Origin of the sequence: Streptomyces melanogenes (assembly GCF_014649795.1) — a bacterium.
Classification (GTDB): domain Bacteria; phylum Actinomycetota; class Actinomycetes; order Streptomycetales; family Streptomycetaceae; genus Streptomyces; species Streptomyces noboritoensis.
Genome location: NZ_BMTS01000013.1, coordinates 24986 through 42180 on the forward strand (window position 1 = coordinate 24986; position 17195 = coordinate 42180).

Sequence of the window (17195 nt, forward strand, 5' to 3'; positions counted from 1 at the left end):
GGGGTGCTCGGTCGGATACGCCGGATCGGCGGCTGGCGACGGCGCTGGCAGGCGCGCAGCAGGATCCAGAAGATGGACCTGTACACGCGCAACACCATGAAGGCGATGCTCTGGTTCTTCATGCTGACCTGGGGCGTCCTCCCGCTGCTCGCGGCGGGCCCCCGCAGCGCCCTGGTCTCCGCCCTCGGCGTGGCGGTACTGGTGCTGAACATCGCGCAGTGCGTCCTCGGCACCCGCCGCATCGACCTGGCCTACGACGACTACCTCGGCCACGGCACCTTCTCCCGCCGCCTCCTGGTGGCCCCGGTCGTCCTGCTCGGCGCCGGCACCGCGCTGCTCGCCGCCCTCACCGCCCTGGACACGCGCAGCGTCTTCCCGCTGCTCCTGACCGACCTGCCGATCGCGCTGATGATCCCGTACGCCCTGCTCGTCCCGGCCCGCACCTTCCTGCTGCACTGCCTGGGGTACGCGGCCCTGGTCGTCGCCTTCTTCGCGGCCGCCGGGGTGCGGGGCATGCAGCTGGTCGTGCCACTGCCGATGGTGGTGGCCGCGGGCGCCCTGATGCTGGTCACGGTCCGGCCGGGCGCCTGGGGGCTGCGGAACATGTGGCAGGCCGAGGAGGCCAAGGACGTCCAGGCGCGGCTCGCCGTCGCCGAGGAACGGCTGCGCTTCGGGCGGGACATGCACGACGTGCTGGGCCGCAACCTCGCGGTGATCGCCCTCAAGAGCGAGCTCGCCGTGCAGCTGGCCGAGCGCGGCCGGCCCGAGGCGGTGGCCCAGATGATCGAGGTCCAGCGCATCGCGCAGGAGTCGCAACGAGAGGTACGGGAAGTGGTGCGCGGATACCGCGAGGCGGACCTGGCCGTCGAACTCGACGGCGCCCGGGGCGTGTTGGAGGCCGCCGGGATCGACTGCGCGGTCACCGGAGCCGCGGCCGGGCTGCCCGCCGGGGTCCAGTCGGCGCTGGGCTGGGTGGTGCGCGAGGCCACCACCAATGTGCTGCGGCACGGCAACGCGCGCAGGTGCGCGATCCGGATCGCGGCCGACGGCCCGGCCGTCACCCTGGTCGTGGAGAACGACGGCGTCCCCGACCGCGCCCCCAGCGCCCCCGGCTCGGGCCTGGCCGGGCTGCGCGAACGGCTCGCCCCGATGGGCGGCACGCTGGAGGCGGCCCGCACCGGCGAGCGCTTCCTGCTGACGGTGACCGTGCCGCTGCACAGCGCGGCGGAACTGGGCGAGGAGCTGACCGTATGACCACGCCCGACGGAGCGGCCCCGGCGCCCCTGCGCGTCCTGCTCGCCGACGACGAGCATCTGATCCGGGGCGCGCTCGCCGCGCTGCTCGGTCTCGAAGACGATCTGACCGTGGTCGCGGAGGCCGCGTCCGGACCCGAGGCGCTCGCGATGGCCCGGGCGCACCGGCCCGATGTGGCCGTCCTGGACCTGGAGATGCCGGGGGCGGACGGTGTGAGTGTCGCCACATCCCTGCGGGCCGAACTGCCCGGCTGCCGCACCATGATCGTGACGAGCCACGGGCGGCCCGGCCACCTCAAGCGGGCGCTCGCGGCCGGGGTGCGCGGCTTCGTACCGAAGACGGTGAGCGCCCGGAAGCTCGCCGAGATCATCCGGTCCGTGCACGCGGGAAACCGCTATGTGGACCCGGAGTTGGCGGCCGACGCGATCTCCGCCGGGGACTCCCCGCTGACCGCCCGCGAGGCGCAGGTGCTGGAGCTGGCGGCGGACGGGGCGCCCGTCGCGGAGATCGCGGAGCGCGCCGGACTCTCGCCGGGAACGGTCCGGAACTACCTCTCCTCGGCCGCCTCGAAGCTCGGTGCCGAGAACCGTCACACGGCGGTGCGTCTCGCCCGCCGCCGGGGTTGGGTATAGTTAGCTGCGCGCTACGGCGCATGCGGACGTGGCTCAGTTGGTAGAGCATCACCTTGCCAAGGTGAGGGTCGCGAGTTCGAATCTCGTCGTCCGCTCAGTGTGAAGCCCCCGGTCGGATCTCCGACCGGGGGCTTCTTCGTGTGCTCAGCTCCAGCTGGTGCCGGTCAGCTGCTCGTACGCCTCCACGTACTTGGCGCGGGTGGCGTCCACCACCTCCTGCGGCAGCGGGGGCGGCGGCAGCTCGCCGTGCCGGTCCCAGCCGGAGGCGGCGGACGTCAGCCAGTCGCGCACGAACTGCTTGTCGTACGACGGCTGGGCGCGGCCGGGCTCCCAGGTCTCGGCGGGCCAGAAGCGCGAGGAGTCGGGGGTGAGGACCTCGTCGGCCAGGACAAGCCGCTCCTCGCCGTCGACGGTCTCGAAGCCGAACTCGAACTTGGTGTCCGCGAGGACGATGCCCCGGTCGCGGGCGATGTCACGGGCCCGGCCGTAGACGGCGAGGGTCGTCTGGCGCAGCAGCGCGGCGGTCTCCGCGCCGACCTGGCGGGCGACCTCCTCGTAACTGACGTTCTCGTCGTGGTCGCCGACGGCGGCCTTGGTGGCGGGCGTGAAGATCGGCGCGGGCAGCTCGGAGCCGTTGCTCAGCCCCTCGGGCAGCGCGAGGCCGCAGACCGTACGGGACTCGTCGTACTCGACCAGGCCCGAGCCGGTGAGGTAGCCGCGCGCCACGCACTCGACCGGGACCATCCGCAGCGACTTGCAGACGAGCGTGCGCCCGGCCCAGTCGGCGGGGGCGCCCTCGGGGAGCTCGGTGGAGAGCACGTGGTGGGGGACGAGGTCGGCCAGCCGGTCGAACCACCACAGCGAGAGCTGGGTGAGCACCCGGCCCTTGTCGGGGATCTCGGTCGGCAGCACCCAGTCGTACGCGGACATCCGGTCGCTGGCGACCATCACCAGGTCGCCGGCCTCGTTCTGGTAGAGGTCGCGGACCTTGCCCGTGTGGAGGTGGGTGAGGCCCGGGACCTGAATCGGCTCGGGCTTTTCTACAAATCCGGACACGGTTCCTCCGCGTAGATTGATCCAGGAGCGCTTCCGATTCTCTCGCACGCGACGAGTACCCGGTGACGGGGGCCGGTCACGGTTGCTAATCGCGTTTGCAGATCCGGTCCAGGAGGTTGGCCGTGGCGCGCTGGATGCGGGGGTCGGTGTGGCCGGGCCGGTCGAGCGCCGGGGACCAGGCGAAGGTGCCGGAGGCGAAGACGAGCGCGCCGGAAGGAGCCCGGTAGAGGGAGGTCTCCTGGTGCCGGACGGCCCCTTCGCCGTCGCGGTACGGCGAGTGGGCGAGCAGGATGCGGTCCTGGTGCTCGGGGAGCGCGGTGCGCGGGAAGTACCGGTCGGCCTCGCCCGCCACGAGCCCGTCGATCTCGTCGCCCTCGCCCGCGCCGGTGGCCTCCCAGAGCCAGTGCCCGGCGTTCCGCACGACCAGCGGGGACGGCTCGGGCACCCGCCCCGCGTACTGGATCCCCAGCAACTGCTGCTCCGGCCGGGCGACTTCGCGCCACAGCGCGGGCCGTCCGGGGCCGCGGCGCTTGCGGCAGGTCAGCAGCCGGTCGGGGACACCGGAGGGCGAGGGCGCGAGCTCGACCTGCCAGTACAGCGCGTTGGCTGAGAGGAACACCAGCGAGGTGCCGCCCTCCCGGGCGAGCTCGACGGTGCGGCGCATGGGCGCCGACCAGTACTCGTCGTGGCCGGGGAAGACGAGCCCCCGGTAGCGGGTGGGGTCGATGCGCCCGGCGTGCAGATCGCGGGTGTCGGCGTACGCCAGGTCGTATCCGTACCGCTCGGCCCACCGGATGAAGTCGTACGCGTGCCCCACGTGCAGGGGCAGTCCGGCTCCCGCGTACGGCCGGTCGAAGGAGACGGTGATGGCGGCGTCCTCCTCGCCCAGCAGCCGTCCGTCCCCGTCCCACGCGTGGTAGAGCGAGGCGCCGGTGTGGCCGTCCTCCGGGAAGAGGTTGTAGGCCTGCCAGGTGATGTCGGGGAGCAGGAGCAGCAGATCGGCCGGATGGCTGTCGCGGACGGTGAACGGGATGTGCGACCGGTACCCGTCGGCGGTGGTGAGCACGGCCACGTACGCGCCGATCGAGGCGTACGTCGGGACCTGGTAGCGCCAGGAGAGCCACCAGTGGTGGCAGGAGACGGTCCGGTTGGCGGTGAGCGGCGCGGGCTGCACGATCCCGGCGAGCCGGGGGCTGGTGGCGACGTGGTTGGCGCCGTCCCCGCCGTAGTGCCCGATGCGATAGATATCGACCGAAAACTGCTGCGGCGGATCGACCGTGATGTGGAAGTCGATCGCCTCGCCGGGCGCGACGGCGCCGGTGGAGGCGAACCCCTTGATCTGCTTCCGTACGTCGTCGGCGGTACGGGGTCCGGGCGCGCTGCCGGTGCCGGGGCGGGCGGGCTCGACGTACCAGGGCACGACGTGCCCGGTGTCGTCGAAGTAGTGCTCACCGCCGCGCAGCCAGGGCAGGGGCCCCTGCCCGAAAGGATCGGAGACGGCGTGCGCGAGCGCCCCCGACTCCCACCGCCGGATCTGCTCCGCCCCCATACCACTCCCCTCCCTCACTCCCCCGACGCCGCCGGTCAGCGGTCGGTCTCCAGCACATCACATAACGCACGCACTCCGTCACTGTTCGTCGCGAATTGGCGGGATGCGGAATGGGAGGGTCCGGTTGGGGGGCGGGTGCGGGTTGTCTGTGGCTGGTCACGCAGTTCCCCGCGCCCCTAAGGGGGTACGGGTGGCGGCGATGGCGAAGCCGAGCCATCTAGGGGCGCGGGGAACTGCGCGACCAGTTGGGGACGATCCGCAGACGAACGCAGCGGGGTGCAGGGGCCGCAGGCCCCGCAAAGGGGGCCGGGGGCGCAGCCCCGGAGGGTCAGACCAGGCGGACGGGTTTCTCCGCCCGCACACCCACCCCCACCAGCCACCGCCGCAGCGGCTCCACATCCCCCTCCTCCAACAGCTCCCGCACCCGCGCCCCCAGATCCCCCTTCCGCTCCCCGTCCACGAGGAGCGAGGGACCGTCCAGCCAGTCCAGCCCCGGCGCCGCCCCCGCCGTGTCGACCGCCGCGCAGCACACCATCGCCGTGACGTGGTCGGCCAGCAGCTCGCGCCCCGTCCGCGGCGGCTGGAGCGGGAAGAGCGGGACGGAGTCGCCCCACACGTCCGCCGACGGCAGCGGCGGACCCGCCGCCGCCTCGACGGCCACGGCCGCCGCGATGGCCGCGGCCAGCACCTCCCCGTCCTGCCCGGCGAGGTGGTCGAGGACCCGCGCGAGCGTCGGGGCGGCGGCCTCGACGGGCTCCGCACCCGGCCGCGTCCCCATCCCGTCGAGCACCCGGTGCAGCCGGGCCGCCTCCGCCCGCCACTTCCGGTCGACGACCTCCTCCGGGTAGTGCTGCCAGTCCACTGGCGACCAGTCGGGCCCGGGCTCGGCCGGACCGCCGTGGAACAGCCGGGCGGCGAGCAGCGAGGCCGCCTCGTCGGCCGCCCCGGGCTCTTCGAGCAGATCGCACGCGGGCCGCTCGCCCAACCGGGAAGCGAACCCCTCGGCCAGCCGGTCCCGCCGCGACAGCTCGGTCAGGGCCGAGACCACCCCGGCGTCCAGCCGGGACGGCCAGCGCCCCATCCGCCAGGCGGGCAGCGCCACCCGGGTGAGCAGCCGGTCCCAGCCCGCGTACGCCAGCCCGACCTGCTCCTGGGCGACGATCCGCAGCCCGTAGTCCACGGTCTGGGCCCGCTCGGAGGCCGCGGCCGCGACCCCCCGCTCCATCTCGGCGGCGTGCGCCCGGCAGCCGCGCAGCAGCAGCCGCGCGACCGGCCCGACGAAGCCGAGCACCAGCCGCGCGCCCCGGCCCGCACCGGGCCCGCTGGTCACGGCGACCGCCGCGTCCAGGCCCCGTACGAAACGGCGGGCCGAGGCTATGTCGGGCTGCGCGGACGGCCCGGTGCCGGCCACCACGGGCGCCAGGATGGCCCGCAGCTCACCGACCCGCATCCACCACAGGAACGGCGACCCGATGACGAGGACGGGCGCGGCGTCGGTGCGGCGCCGCACGCCCGGTATGCCCGACGGCCCCTGCCCGAGCCGCGCCCGTACGGAATGGGCCGGATGCGTACGGTCCTCCAGCCAGCTGTCGCAGTCCGGCGTGAGCGCTATGGCGGAGGGCGCGGGCACGTCGAGCCGGTCGGCGAGGTCCCTCACCAGCCGGTACAGATCCGGCGCCGAGGACTCGGCCAGCTCGACCGTCGGAGACAGCGCGGGTCTCGCCCGCACGATCACGGCCGTCACCGCGGCGGCGGCCAGCAGCACCACGGCCGCCGCGCCCGTCACCGCCCAGCGGGCCGCGTCCCAGCCGCTGCCGTCGATCCGGCCCTGCACGTCCGCGACGAGCAGCACGACGGCGACGGCGGCCGGCAGCAGCGCGAAGGCCAGCGCCCGGCTGCGCACCCGCAGCACGGCCAGCGCCCGCGAGCGCGCCGACCGCGCGCCCGCCTCACCACCCATCCCGGAACCGGACACGGCCGGACGTCACCCCCTCTGCCCTGCGTCGGCGTTGCTCACTCCCCCACTGTGGCACCCCCCACTGACATCGCAATGCCGGTGACCCAAGTGCCGGACCGCTCCCGCCGCACCCTAGTTGCGCCCCCGCCACCCGTCATCCGGATGGCCCACCCGTCACTCGATGGAATGGCTGGGGGGGTGGGGTTACAAGGGGCATGGTTTCGGGCTGGGCTGCACGGCCCCACGACAAAAAGGGGTCCGGGGCGCAGCCCCGGCAAAGGGCCGCGCCCCGGACCAGGGGCACATCAGGCACTAGGACGCGCCCGCCGTCAGGCCTCCGTACCCGCCGCCCGAAGCGCAATATCCGTCCGGTGCTGCCCGCCATCCAGCCGGATGCGACCGACCGCCGCATACGCCCGCTCCCGCGCAGCCGCCAAGTCCGCCCCCGTCGCGGTGACCGAAAGAACCCGCCCGCCCGCGCTGACCACCGCGTCCCCGTCCCGCCGCGTCCCCGCGTGCAACACGTACGCGTGCGGCGCGTCCAGAGCCGCGACCTCGTCGAGCCCGCCGATCGGGTCGCCCGTCCGCGGCGTACCGGGGTAGTTGTGCGACGCCACGACGACCGTGACCGCCGCGTCGTCGCGCCAGGCCAGCGGCGGCTGGGCGTCCAGCGTCCCGTTGGCCGAGTGCAGCAGCACCCCCGCCAGCGGCGTCTTCAGCCGGGCGAGCACGACCTGCGTCTCGGGGTCGCCGAAGCGCGCGTTGAACTCGATGACCCGCACACCGCGCGAGGTGATCGCGAGGCCCGCGTACAGCAGCCCGGAGAACGGCGTGCCGCGGCGCCGCAGTTCGTCGACCGTCGGCTGGAGCACGCTCGCCATGACCTCGTCGACGAGCTTGGGGTCGGCCCACGGCAGCGGCGAATACGCGCCCATGCCACCGGTGTTGGGGCCCTCGTCGCCGTCGAGCGCGCGCTTGAAGTCCTGCGCGGGCTGCAGCGGCAGCACGGTCACGCCGTCCGTGATCGCGAAGAGCGAGACCTCGGGGCCGTCGAGGAACTCCTCGATGACGACCCGGTCGCAGGCCAGCGCGTGCGCGCGGGCCGCCTCGACGTCCTCGGTGACGACGACGCCCTTGCCGGCCGCGAGACCGTCGTCCTTGACGACGTACGGCGCGCCGAACGCGTCCAGTGCCTCGTCGATCTCGGCCGGGGTGGTGCAGACGTAGGAGCGGGCGGTCGGCACGTTCGCCCCCGCCATCACGTCCTTGGCGAAGGCCTTGGAGCCTTCCAGCCGCGCCGCCTCGCCCGAGGGGCCGAAGCAGGGGATGCCCGCGGCCCGTACGGCGTCGGCGACCCCGGCGACCAGCGGCGCCTCGGGTCCGACGACGACCAGGTCGCTGTGGAGCGAGACCGCGAGACGGGCGACCGCCTCGCCGTCCAGCTGGTCCACGGGGTGGAGCTCGGCGACCTCCGCGATCCCGGCGTTGCCGGGGGCGCAGTGCAGCGCCGTCACGTCGGGGTCGAGGGACAGGGAACGGCACAGGGCGTGCTCGCGGGCGCCGCCGCCGATGACAAGGACCTTCACGGCAGCCAGCCTAGCCGGAGTGGCGGATTCTCCCTCGTACGGGTCACCGAACCCCGTACCGCTACTCGTTCGTATATTCCTCCACCACCGTCGCACCGAGCTCGCGGACGATGAGGTCGTGGCCGGAGAGCGCGTTGTCCACGAGGTCCGGGTCGTCGTCCTCCGGAACGTCGTCCTCCGGGCGCACCGGCGGCGGCTCCTGCGCCATGGGAGGCGCCTGCCGCGCGGGCGCGGAGGCCTGCGGCGGCTGCTGTACGGGAGCGGGGGCGGCCGGGGCCGCGGCGGCGGGCGGGGCCGGGGGCTGCGGGCGGGAGGGGGCGAAGCCGCCTCCGCCCTGGGCCTGGTAGCCGCCGGAGCCGGGGTTGCCCGATCCTCCGCCGCCGAAGTTGCCCGCGGCGGCCGGGGGCTGGGAGCCGCCGGACGGGTCGATGATCGCCTCGACCTTCCACTGCACCCCGAAGCGCTCGCCGAGCACGCCGCGCAGGACTTCCTCGCTGCCGCTGCTGGCGAAGTTGTCGCGGGCGCCGGCGTTGATGAACCCGAGCTGGAGGGTGGTGCCGTCGAATCCGGCCACCTGCGCGTTCTGACTCAGCAGGATCCAGGTGAAGCGCCGCTTGTTCTTCACGGCCTCCAGGATGTCCGGCCACATGTTCCGTACGTGGACGGCACTGCCGGGGTTGGCGGCGGGGGCGGCGGCCGGGGCCGGCTCGGAGGCCGGGGCCGGGGGCTGCGCGGGCTGGCCGGGGCTGGAGGCGGAGGGCCAGGCTCCGGCGCCGCCGGAGGTGGGGGCGGGGGTCGCGGGGGCGGGGGTCGCGGCACCGGGCCAGGCGCCGGGCCGCTGGGCGCCACCGCCCTGACCAGCGCCCTGACCGCTTCCGGGCGCGGCCGCGCCGGGCCAGGCGCCCGGGGCGGGGGCCTGCGGGACGGGCTCGGGAGCGGGCGCGGGCGGGGCCTGGACCGGCGGCTGCTGCACGGGGGCGGGGGCGGCCGGGGCGGGCGCCTGGGGCGCGGCCGGGGCGGCACCGCGCGCGGCGGCCCGGGCGGCCTCGGGGCCGTGTCCGGCGGGCACGGGGGGCATCGGCGGATGGGCCTCGGCCCCCGGCACGTACCCCATCGCGGGTCCGGTGCCCGCGCCCGGCTGGAAGTGCGCGCCGCGCTCCAGCCGGTCGAGCCGGGCCTGGACCGAGCGCTCGTCGTCGTACGCCGCGGGCAGCAGCACGCGCGCGCAGATCAGCTCCAGCTGGAGCCGGGGCGAGGTGGCGCCCCGCATCTCGGTCAGCCCGGTGTTGACGAGGTCGGCGGCCCGGCTGAGCTCGGCGGCGCCGAACACGGAGGCCTGGGCCTGCATGCGCTCGACGACGTCGACGGGCGCGTCGATGAGCCCCTTCTCGCCCGCGTCCGGGACAGCGGCGAGGATGACGAGGTCCCGCAGCCGCTCCAGCAGGTCGGCGACGAACCGACGCGGATCGTTGCCTCCCTCGATCACCCGGTCGACGACCTCGAAGGCGGCGGCCCCGTCACCGGAGGCGAACGCGTCCACCACGGAGTCGAGCAGCGACCCGTCCGTGTAGCCGAGGAGGGAAGTCGCCATGGCGTACGTCACACCGTCGGCGGCGGCGCCGGCGAGGAGCTGATCCATCACGGACATCGAGTCACGCACGGACCCGGCCCCGGCGCGCACGACGAGCGGCAGCACGCCGTCCTCGACGGGGATGCCCTCGCGCCCGCATACCTCGCCCAGGTACTCCCGAAGGGTGCCGGGCGGAACGAGCCGGAAGGGGTAGTGGTGGGTCCGCGACCGGATCGTCCCGATGACCTTCTCGGGCTCGGTGGTGGCGAAGATGAACTTCAGATGCTCCGGCGGCTCCTCGACGACCTTCAGCAGGGCGTTGAACCCCGCCGAGGTGACCATGTGGGCCTCGTCGATGATGTAGATCTTGTACCGGCTGCTGGCGGGCCCGAAGAAGGCCTTCTCGCGCAGCTCACGGGCGTCGTCCACACCACCGTGCGACGCGGCGTCGATCTCGATGACGTCGATGGAGCCCGGCCCGTTCCGCGCCAGGTCCCGACAGGACTGGCACTCGCCGCACGGGGTGGGCGTGGGCCCCTGCTCACAGTTCAGGCACCGCGCGAGGATCCGCGCGCTGGTGGTCTTGCCACATCCACGCGGCCCACTGAACAGGTACGCGTGATTGACCCGGTTGTTCCGCAGCGCCTGCTGCAGCGGGTCGGTGACATGCTCCTGCCCGATGACCTCGGCGAAGGACTCCGGGCGGTAGCGGCGGTACAGCGCAAGGGACGACACACCTACGAGGTTATCGGGGCGGACTGACAACCGAGCCCGCGTCGCGGTACGCGGGGGTCTTCGGGGTGCTGTGCGCACCGGTGGCCGCCACACGCGGGCCCACCACCCACTGGGCCGACCGGAGCCCGTCCCCCGGGGGCTCCGCAAACGCAAGCGCCCCCCACGCACCCGCCAGAGCCGACCTACCCTTGCTGCCTTCCGGCCCTGGGGGAGTTCAGTCAGATAGCGCCACGTGAGGGGCTCCGCACAGGGTACCCGATCCCCGACCGGGGAACGAGTTCGCGAGCACCCCTCAGCGTCTTGTATTGTTTGCGGCGGAGGATTCGCCTAGTGGCCTAGGGCGCACGCTTGGAAAGCGTGTTGGGGGCAACCCCTCACGAGTTCGAATCTCGTATCCTCCGCCAGTGCCTCACCGGGCACGAAGTCGAAGGGCCCCACCGCTTGCGGTGGGGCCCTTCGCCGTTCTCGGGAGCCGCCCCGGACTCACAGATCGGGTCGGGCAGGGCGTGGATCCCCTGGATCGGCGCCGTCGGGCCCTCCCTGCGATCAGCCCAGTAACACTATTCACCCAATCAGTGACGACTCGTAATCTTTTTCTCATTAAAGTGCAAATCCGCTCACCCGCGATGTGATTCTGGCGCCCGGATCTCCCCCGGTGTGTCTGAGGAGCGGGCGTGCGGCAGCGATTTGTTCGGGTTGGCCTGTCCTTGGCCGTGGTCGTCTCAGCGGTGGTGGGCAGTCTCGGGGCCCTCACCCCCGGCTCGGTGCGCGCGGACGACGCCGATGTCGGCATCGTCAAGAAGGTCACCGGGGCGACCATGCCGCTGGAGCCCGGGGGTGTGTTCACGTACAGCCTCACCGCGTCGTGCTCCTCGCTCACCACCTCGTGCGTGAACGCGGTGATCGAGGACGTGCTGCCCACCGCGTTCGAGATCACCTCGCTGCCGAAGAGCACGGACGGGCGAGTGGTGGCGTACGACGCGGGCACGCGCAGGCTCACCATTCGCTTCACCGAGTCGCTCACCAATCCGGCCGGGGCCACCGGGCTGCCCGCCGGGGTGAACCGCAACATCGTCATCGGGATGCGGGTGCCCGTCGAGACGACGCTCGCGGACGGGGCCACCGTCCCCAACTCCGCGACCATCGACGCCGACAACGCGGCCAGGGCGTCCAGCAGCGTCGACGTGACCGTGCGCATCCCGCGCGAGGTGCGGCCGGCCACCACCAAGAAGTGGGCGGACGGCTCGGCGGTCGCGCAGTCCGGTGAGGAGTCGCTGATCACCCTCGGCGTACGCAACGGGTCCTCCACCTCCGCCGAGGTCACCCGGCTCGCCGTCACCGACACCACCCCGGCCGTCTTCGACGACTTCGACGTGATCGGGGTCGGGCCGGTGGACCGCTTCCCGGCCGGAGCCGACCGGGTGCGGGTTCTCGTGTGCACCAAGCCCGTGGTCGGATCGCCTTGCCAGGAGGGGGAGTTGGTAGCCGGGCCCCTCGGGCCCGGGCCCGCCGTTTCCCTGCCCAGCGGCGTCGATCCCTCGAAGATCACCGGCGTGCGGTTCGAGTTCACCGCCGCCTCGGGCGCGAAGCTTCCGTACGACGCGACCGGCGGCTCCGTCGGGCTGCGGCTCAAGCTGCGTGACACCGTGCGCTCCACGGGTGAGCCGCTGGCCCCGACCACCCGGCAGCGGGTCGACAACTGCGCCACCACGACCGCCCGGGACACCGTCTCCGGCGCGGTCACCGGGCCGCAGGCGTGCGCGTCCTTCGACATCCTGCCGAACATCGCGACCGTCCAGGGGTCCAAGAGCTACTTCTCCGACACCGACGGGAACTTCGTGGCCGACGGCACCGCCGTCATCGGCGCCGATCCGCCCGTCTCGATGGTGCTCGGCGCCCGCAACACCTCGTCGTTCCCGGTCGCCACGCTCACCATCACCGAGCCGTCGACGACGGCGGTCAGCGAGTTCGACAAGTTCGACGCGGCCAAGCTGCGGGTGGAGTTCCCGGCCGGGGCGACCTCGGCGACCGTCACCGTGGTCTGCCGCGACGGCTCCACACCGGCGCCGGTGCAGCTCAGCCAGCCGCCCGTACGGCACGACCTGCCCGCCACCGGCTGCCCGTCCGCCAGCCCGCCCCGGCAGGTCTCGGTCACCTTCCGGGGCACCGACGCCAAGGGCAGCGGCACCATCGCCACCAACGCCCAGGGCAGGCTCTCGCTGCACGGGATCCTGAACAAGAAGGCGACCGAGGAGGACGCCCGGGACGGGGTCGCCAACTGCGCGGACGTCGCCGCCACCAACCCGGTCGACGGGGCGGGCGCGGGGGCCGGGACCGCCTGCGAGGCGCTGCGCCCGCAGAACCCGCGCACCGACATCCGCGGCTCCAAGACCGTCGACCAGAACGAGCTGCCGCCGGGCACCCCGGTGACCTTCACCCTCGACCTGGGCAACGCGGGCACCACCGAGATGGTGAAGCCCGCGATCACCGACCCGGCCGACCCGACCGCCGCGGGCAACCCCTTCGACGTCGTACGCCTGACCAGGCTCTCGGTGCGCTACCGCTATCCGTCCGGGCTGCCGGTGCTGCTTGAGGTGTACGACCCGACGGCCAGGGCGTGGGTCGCGTACAAGGAGTCCGACACCGCGCTGCTAGGCCGCGCCAAGGGGGTGCGCGCCCGGCTCGCCGAGGGCGGGCTGCCGCCGCAGAACGGCCGGATCATCGTCGACGTCGAGGTGGTGCGGCGCGACGGCGTCGCGGACGGCGTGTCCTTCCGCAACTGCGCGCAGATCACCTCCGACGGCAAGCCGGTGGGCGGCGGCTACTGCACAGCCGAGGAGAGCACCACCAAGCCCGCGAGCGCCGCCGGTTCGGTGCAGAAGACCATCGCCCCCTCCACCGTGGCCCGCACCCTGCCGGGGGTGCGCCGCCAGGAGCCGGACGTGCGCATCCGCGCCGAGAACACCGGCAACGTCAACCTCAAGCGGCTCGTGCTCACCGACGTCGACGCGGACTTCTTCGACGCCGTGGACTTCGTGCGCCTGAGTGGGGTCACCTTCCCGCCGGGCGCCGACCGGGTGCGGGTCGACGCCTGCACCACCGGGTGCGCCGCCAACCCGCCGGTCTTCGTCGACGGCGCCCCCACGGGATCGAGCACGCCCGGGCTGCCCGCCGGGGTGGACGCGGCCGACGTGCGCGGTCTGCGCTGGACCTTCACCAGCTCGACCGGCGGCTACGTCCTGCCCCCGGGCCCGGCCCGCCAGCCCGGCGCCTGCCCGGTCACCGTCTGCTTCAAGGTTGCCGCCCGCCAGTTCCTGCGCTCGGCCCCGGCGACCGAGATCCCCGAGCTGCTGAGCGACACCGCGAGCGCGGCCGGGGAATCGCCGCTCCAACCATCGGGCGGGCTCTTCGAGTTCGGGGAGAGCGAGGCCACGCTCAAGGTCCAGGAGGGCAGCGCCCAGCTGGACGTCTCCAAGACCCCGGACTCGCGCATCGGCCCCGGCGAGACCGCCCCGTTCACGCTGACCGTCCGCAACACCGGCACGGGCCCGGTCCCGGGGCTCGTCGTCGCCGACCCCGTTCCCGAGCTGCTGCGCTTCGACGAGGCGTACGCCGGTGACCGCGGGCTGCCGTTCAAGGTCACGTACACGGTCCCGGCCGGGACTCCCCCACCGCCCGACCCGGTGTACGAGCCGGGGCGCGGCCCCGACGGCCGGGTGACCGCGCTGCGCTGGCGCTGGCCGTCCTGGACGATGCTGCCCGGCGCCGAAATCAAGATCACGTTCCAGGTGAAGCTCGCCCCGGGCGTGCCCGGCGACTCCGTCGCGCAGAACGAGTTCGGCGCCGGCTCCGAGGACCGCCAGGACCTCACCTGCCTGATCAACTCGCCGCGCGACGGGCAGGTGGTGGACGGTCAGGCGTACGGCAAGGGCCGCTACTGCACCTCGCGCGCCGAGATCACCACGCTCGCGGGCACCGCCTTCGAGGCCACCAAGTGGGTGGCGGGCAACGCGGAGCTGGCCTTCTACAACACGGTGACCAGGCAGTACGTACCGCTGGACTCCCCCGGCTGCCCGGTGCTCAAGCAGGGCGACCGCACCTACACACAGTTCCCCTGCACCGCGCTGGTCCAGCCCGGCGAGCACTTCGACTATCTGATCCGGGCGGTCAACTCCGGGACCGACCCGACCACGGAGATCCGGCTGCTCGACATCTTCCCGTACGAGGGCGACACCGGGGTGCTGCTCGGCAACCAGCAGCGCGGCACCGAGTGGAACCCCCGCCCCCGGCTCGCCGGACCGCCAACGCTGATCGGCACCGGCAATCTCGCCACCCGGTACGCGACCGTCGCCAACCCCTGCTCCGACCTGATCGCCACGCCCCGGCGGGACTGCGCGCACGCCGCGTGGGGCGCGGCGTACACGGCGGAGGCGAGCGGCGCCGAGCTGCGGATCGGCTTCCCGCAGCCGCTCGCGCCGGGCGGCGAGGTGTTCGTACGGATGCCGATGGCGTCGCCGGCCGACCTGGACCGGCCGGGCGACCCGGCGATCGCCTGGAACTCCTTCGCGCACTCCGAGACCGTGCTGCGGGGCGGCCAGCCGGAGGTGCTGCCGACGACCGAGCCGCCCAAGGTCGGCGTCGGGATGCGGTTCGGCAACCTGCGCGTCGACAAGGTCGCCGAGAACCCGCCGGACGGGGTATCGCTCGGCCCGTACACCCTCGCGTACCGCTGCACGGTGACGCCCACCGGCGGGCGGCCGGTGACAGTGCGGGACGGCACCTTCGAGGTCACGCTCTACACACCGATGGCGCTGATCGGGGTCCCGGCCGGGGCCCGCTGCAAGGTGTGGGAGACCGACTCGGCGGGCGCGCACAGCTCCAGCCTGGGCGAGGCGAACGCCTCGGAGGTCACCATCACCCCGGCGACCCCCGACCAGGAGGGGCAGCACATCACCATCACCAACACGTACACCAACGCCTCGCTCAAGGTCCGCAAGGCGGTGACCGGGCCCGCGGCCGCCGAGGTGGGCAAGGGGCCGTTCACGGTCCGGGTCGACTGCTCCTTCAACGGCGAGCGGCTCACCGGCTTCCCCAAGGACCTGCGGTTCGACGGCGGCGGCGAGCGGTCCGTGGACAACCTGCCCCGGGGCGCGCGCTGCACCGCCACCGAGCCGGGCGCCGGGGGCGCGACCTCGGTCGTCGTCACCGCCACCGGGTCGAGCGACCCCAAGGTGGCCGTCATCGGATCCGTCCCGGACGAGACCGCCGGGCTCACGGTCGCCAACGCGTTCGAGACGGGCACGCTGAAGATCGTCAAGCGGATCCAGGGCACGGGCGCCCAGTTCGCCGACCGCACCTTCCGCTTCCGGGTGGCCTGTACGTTCAACGGCCGCCGAGACGCGGTGATCCGCACGGCCACGGTGAAGGCGCCGCAGCTGACCGCGGTGATCGACGACCTGCCGGTCGGCGCGGAGTGCACGGTGACCGAGGTCGACCCGGCGGGCGCGGACGCGGTCCCGGCGCCGGTGGGCCCGGTGACCATCGCCATGGGGGCCCCGGCCGCGGTGGCGGTGGACGTCGCCAACACCTTCTCGACCGGCCGCCTCTCGCTGGTCAAGCAGGTGGTGGGGGTGCCGGACGACGCCCCGTACGCCAAGGAGTTCGCCTTCCGCGTCACCTGTGTACGGGAGGGCGAGAACGCGGGCGGCGACCCGCTGGTCGCCTTCGTGATCCGCAAGCGGTACGCGCTCGCCGCCGGGCAGACCCTGGACATCGACACCCCGCTGCCGCTGGGCGCCCGCTGCTGGGCCGAGGAGACGGCCGACGGCGGCGCCACCTCGACGACCGTCGACCACGGCAGCCACGCCACGGCGGCGATCGTCACCAAGGAGCGCCCGCACATCACGATCACGGCCCGGAACACGTACGACACCGGCACGCTGAAGCTGGCCAAGAAGGTGGCGGGTTCGGCGTCCGGGTTCGGTGCGGACCGCACGTACGCCCTGGTGCTGACCTGCACGGTCGAGACGGCCAAGGGGCAGGCCACGACGGTCGTGGACCGGCGCCGGTACGAGATCACCGGCTCGGGCGAGCGGACCGTCGACGACCTAGGCTTCCCGCTGCCGAAGGGCGCGCGGTGCTGGGCCGAGGAGGCCGACACCGGCGGCGCGACCTCGTCGTCCGTCGACCACGGGGAGCCCGACCGGGCGGTGGTGATCAGCGGCGGCGAGGACGACGCCGTCACGATCACGGCGACCAACACCTTCGACGCGGCCGAACTGACCGTGGCCAAGCGGGTGGTGGGCACGGCGGGTACGGGCAAGGGCCCGTTCACCTTCACCGTCGCCTGCGAGGTGCGGGGCGCGCCGCTCGAACTGCCGGAAGCGGACCGCGAGTTCAAGCTGGCGGCGGGCGCCAGCCGGAAGATCACCGTGCTCAAGGGCGCGACCTGCACGGTCAAGGAGACGGACGCGCCGGCCGGGGCCAAGGTGACGGTGGCCGACAGCGACGGCGAGGCGGACGGCACGGTCCGCGCCACCGGCTCGTCGACGGTGACCTACACCAACGACTACGGCGACACACCCCCGTCCCCGACCCCGAGCCCCTCCCCCACCGACCCGGAACTCCCACCCACGGGCGCGGGCGACGTCCTGTGGCTGCTGATCCCGGCGGCCGGGGCGGTGGCGCTGGCGGTGGGGTTGGGCGCGCTGGGGCTGAGGTCTAGGCGGTCGAGGGGGGCGCACAGATAAGGCCCACGGTCGCCTTCGACGCGCAGAGCCCTCTCCGGCCGGTCACGAGGTGACCGGCCGGAGAGGGCTCTGGCGTTGCCCGAACCGGTCGGCGTGGCACGGGCGGA

Annotated in this window: 8 protein-coding genes, 2 tRNA genes and 1 other RNA gene; 5 read left to right on the top strand and 6 right to left on the bottom strand. The window is 73.7% G+C overall.

Annotation, left to right across the window (positions count from 1 at the left end; all coding sequences use genetic code 11):
- The first annotated feature begins 72 nt into the window (after positions 1-72).
- The 3 genes from IE252_RS26250 to IE252_RS26260 all read left to right on the top strand — a co-directional run bounded on the left by IE252_RS26250 (position 73) and on the right by IE252_RS26260 (position 1981).
- The gene (locus tag IE252_RS26250) at positions 73-1254 is read left to right on the top strand and encodes a sensor histidine kinase (RefSeq protein ID WP_190091942.1); all 1182 of its coding nucleotides are present in this window, start codon (positions 73-75) and stop codon (positions 1252-1254) included.
- Positions 1251-1886 carry a response regulator transcription factor gene (locus IE252_RS26255; protein WP_190091943.1) on the top strand — a complete coding sequence of 212 codons (636 nt, stop codon included), beginning with the start codon at positions 1251-1253 and terminating at the stop codon, positions 1884-1886. The genes IE252_RS26250 and IE252_RS26255 overlap by 4 nt, the downstream gene beginning before the upstream one ends.
- 22 nt (positions 1887-1908) lie before the next feature.
- A tRNA-Gly gene (locus tag IE252_RS26260) sits at positions 1909-1981 on the top strand.
- A 49-nt stretch (positions 1982-2030) separates the two neighbouring features.
- Here IE252_RS26260 and IE252_RS26265 read toward each other — a convergent pair.
- The 6 genes from IE252_RS26265 to ffs form a co-directional block, all read right to left on the bottom strand.
- Positions 2031-2942, bottom strand: coding sequence for a phosphoribosylaminoimidazolesuccinocarboxamide synthase (locus IE252_RS26265; RefSeq protein WP_190091944.1), 912 nt, complete (start codon positions 2940-2942; stop codon positions 2031-2033).
- Positions 2943-3027: 85 nt separating this feature from the next.
- Entirely contained in the window at positions 3028-4491 is a 1464-nt protein-coding gene (locus IE252_RS26270) for a N,N-dimethylformamidase beta subunit family domain-containing protein (RefSeq protein WP_190091945.1), read from the bottom strand.
- Between the two features lie 328 nt (positions 4492-4819).
- Complete coding sequence (locus IE252_RS26275) at positions 4820-6466, bottom strand: hypothetical protein (RefSeq protein WP_190091946.1); 1647 nt, start codon at positions 6464-6466, stop codon at positions 4820-4822.
- A 311-nt stretch (positions 6467-6777) separates the two neighbouring features.
- Entirely contained in the window at positions 6778-8034 is a 1257-nt protein-coding gene (gene purD, locus IE252_RS26280; RefSeq protein ID WP_190091947.1) for a phosphoribosylamine--glycine ligase, read from the bottom strand.
- 61 nt (positions 8035-8095) lie between these two features.
- The gene (locus IE252_RS26285; RefSeq protein ID WP_190091948.1) at positions 8096-10339 is read right to left on the bottom strand and encodes a DNA polymerase III subunit gamma and tau; all 2244 of its coding nucleotides are present in this window, start codon (positions 10337-10339) and stop codon (positions 8096-8098) included.
- A 146-nt stretch (positions 10340-10485) separates the two neighbouring features.
- Positions 10486-10584: signal recognition particle sRNA small type (ffs, locus tag IE252_RS26290), an RNA gene on the bottom strand.
- 71 nt (positions 10585-10655) lie between these two features.
- Here ffs and IE252_RS26295 point away from each other — a divergent pair.
- Positions 10656-10743, top strand: a tRNA-Ser gene (locus IE252_RS26295).
- 270 nt (positions 10744-11013) lie between these two features.
- Positions 11014-17088, top strand: coding sequence for a DUF5979 domain-containing protein (locus IE252_RS26300; RefSeq protein WP_190091949.1), 6075 nt, complete (start codon positions 11014-11016; stop codon positions 17086-17088).
- Positions 17089-17195 lie beyond the last annotated feature (107 nt).

Bases quoted from the DNA above. Each gene is read 5' to 3' on its own strand.
- IE252_RS26250 (WP_190091942.1), top strand. From the start codon at position 73: ATGGACCTGTACACGCGCAACACCATGAAGGCGATGCTCTGGTTCTTC.
- IE252_RS26270 (WP_190091945.1), bottom strand. From the start codon at position 4,491: ATGGGGGCGGAGCAGATCCGGCGGTGGGAGTCGGGGGCGCTCGCGCAC.
- IE252_RS26255 (WP_190091943.1), top strand. From the start codon at position 1,251: ATGACCACGCCCGACGGAGCGGCCCCGGCGCCCCTGCGCGTCCTGCTC.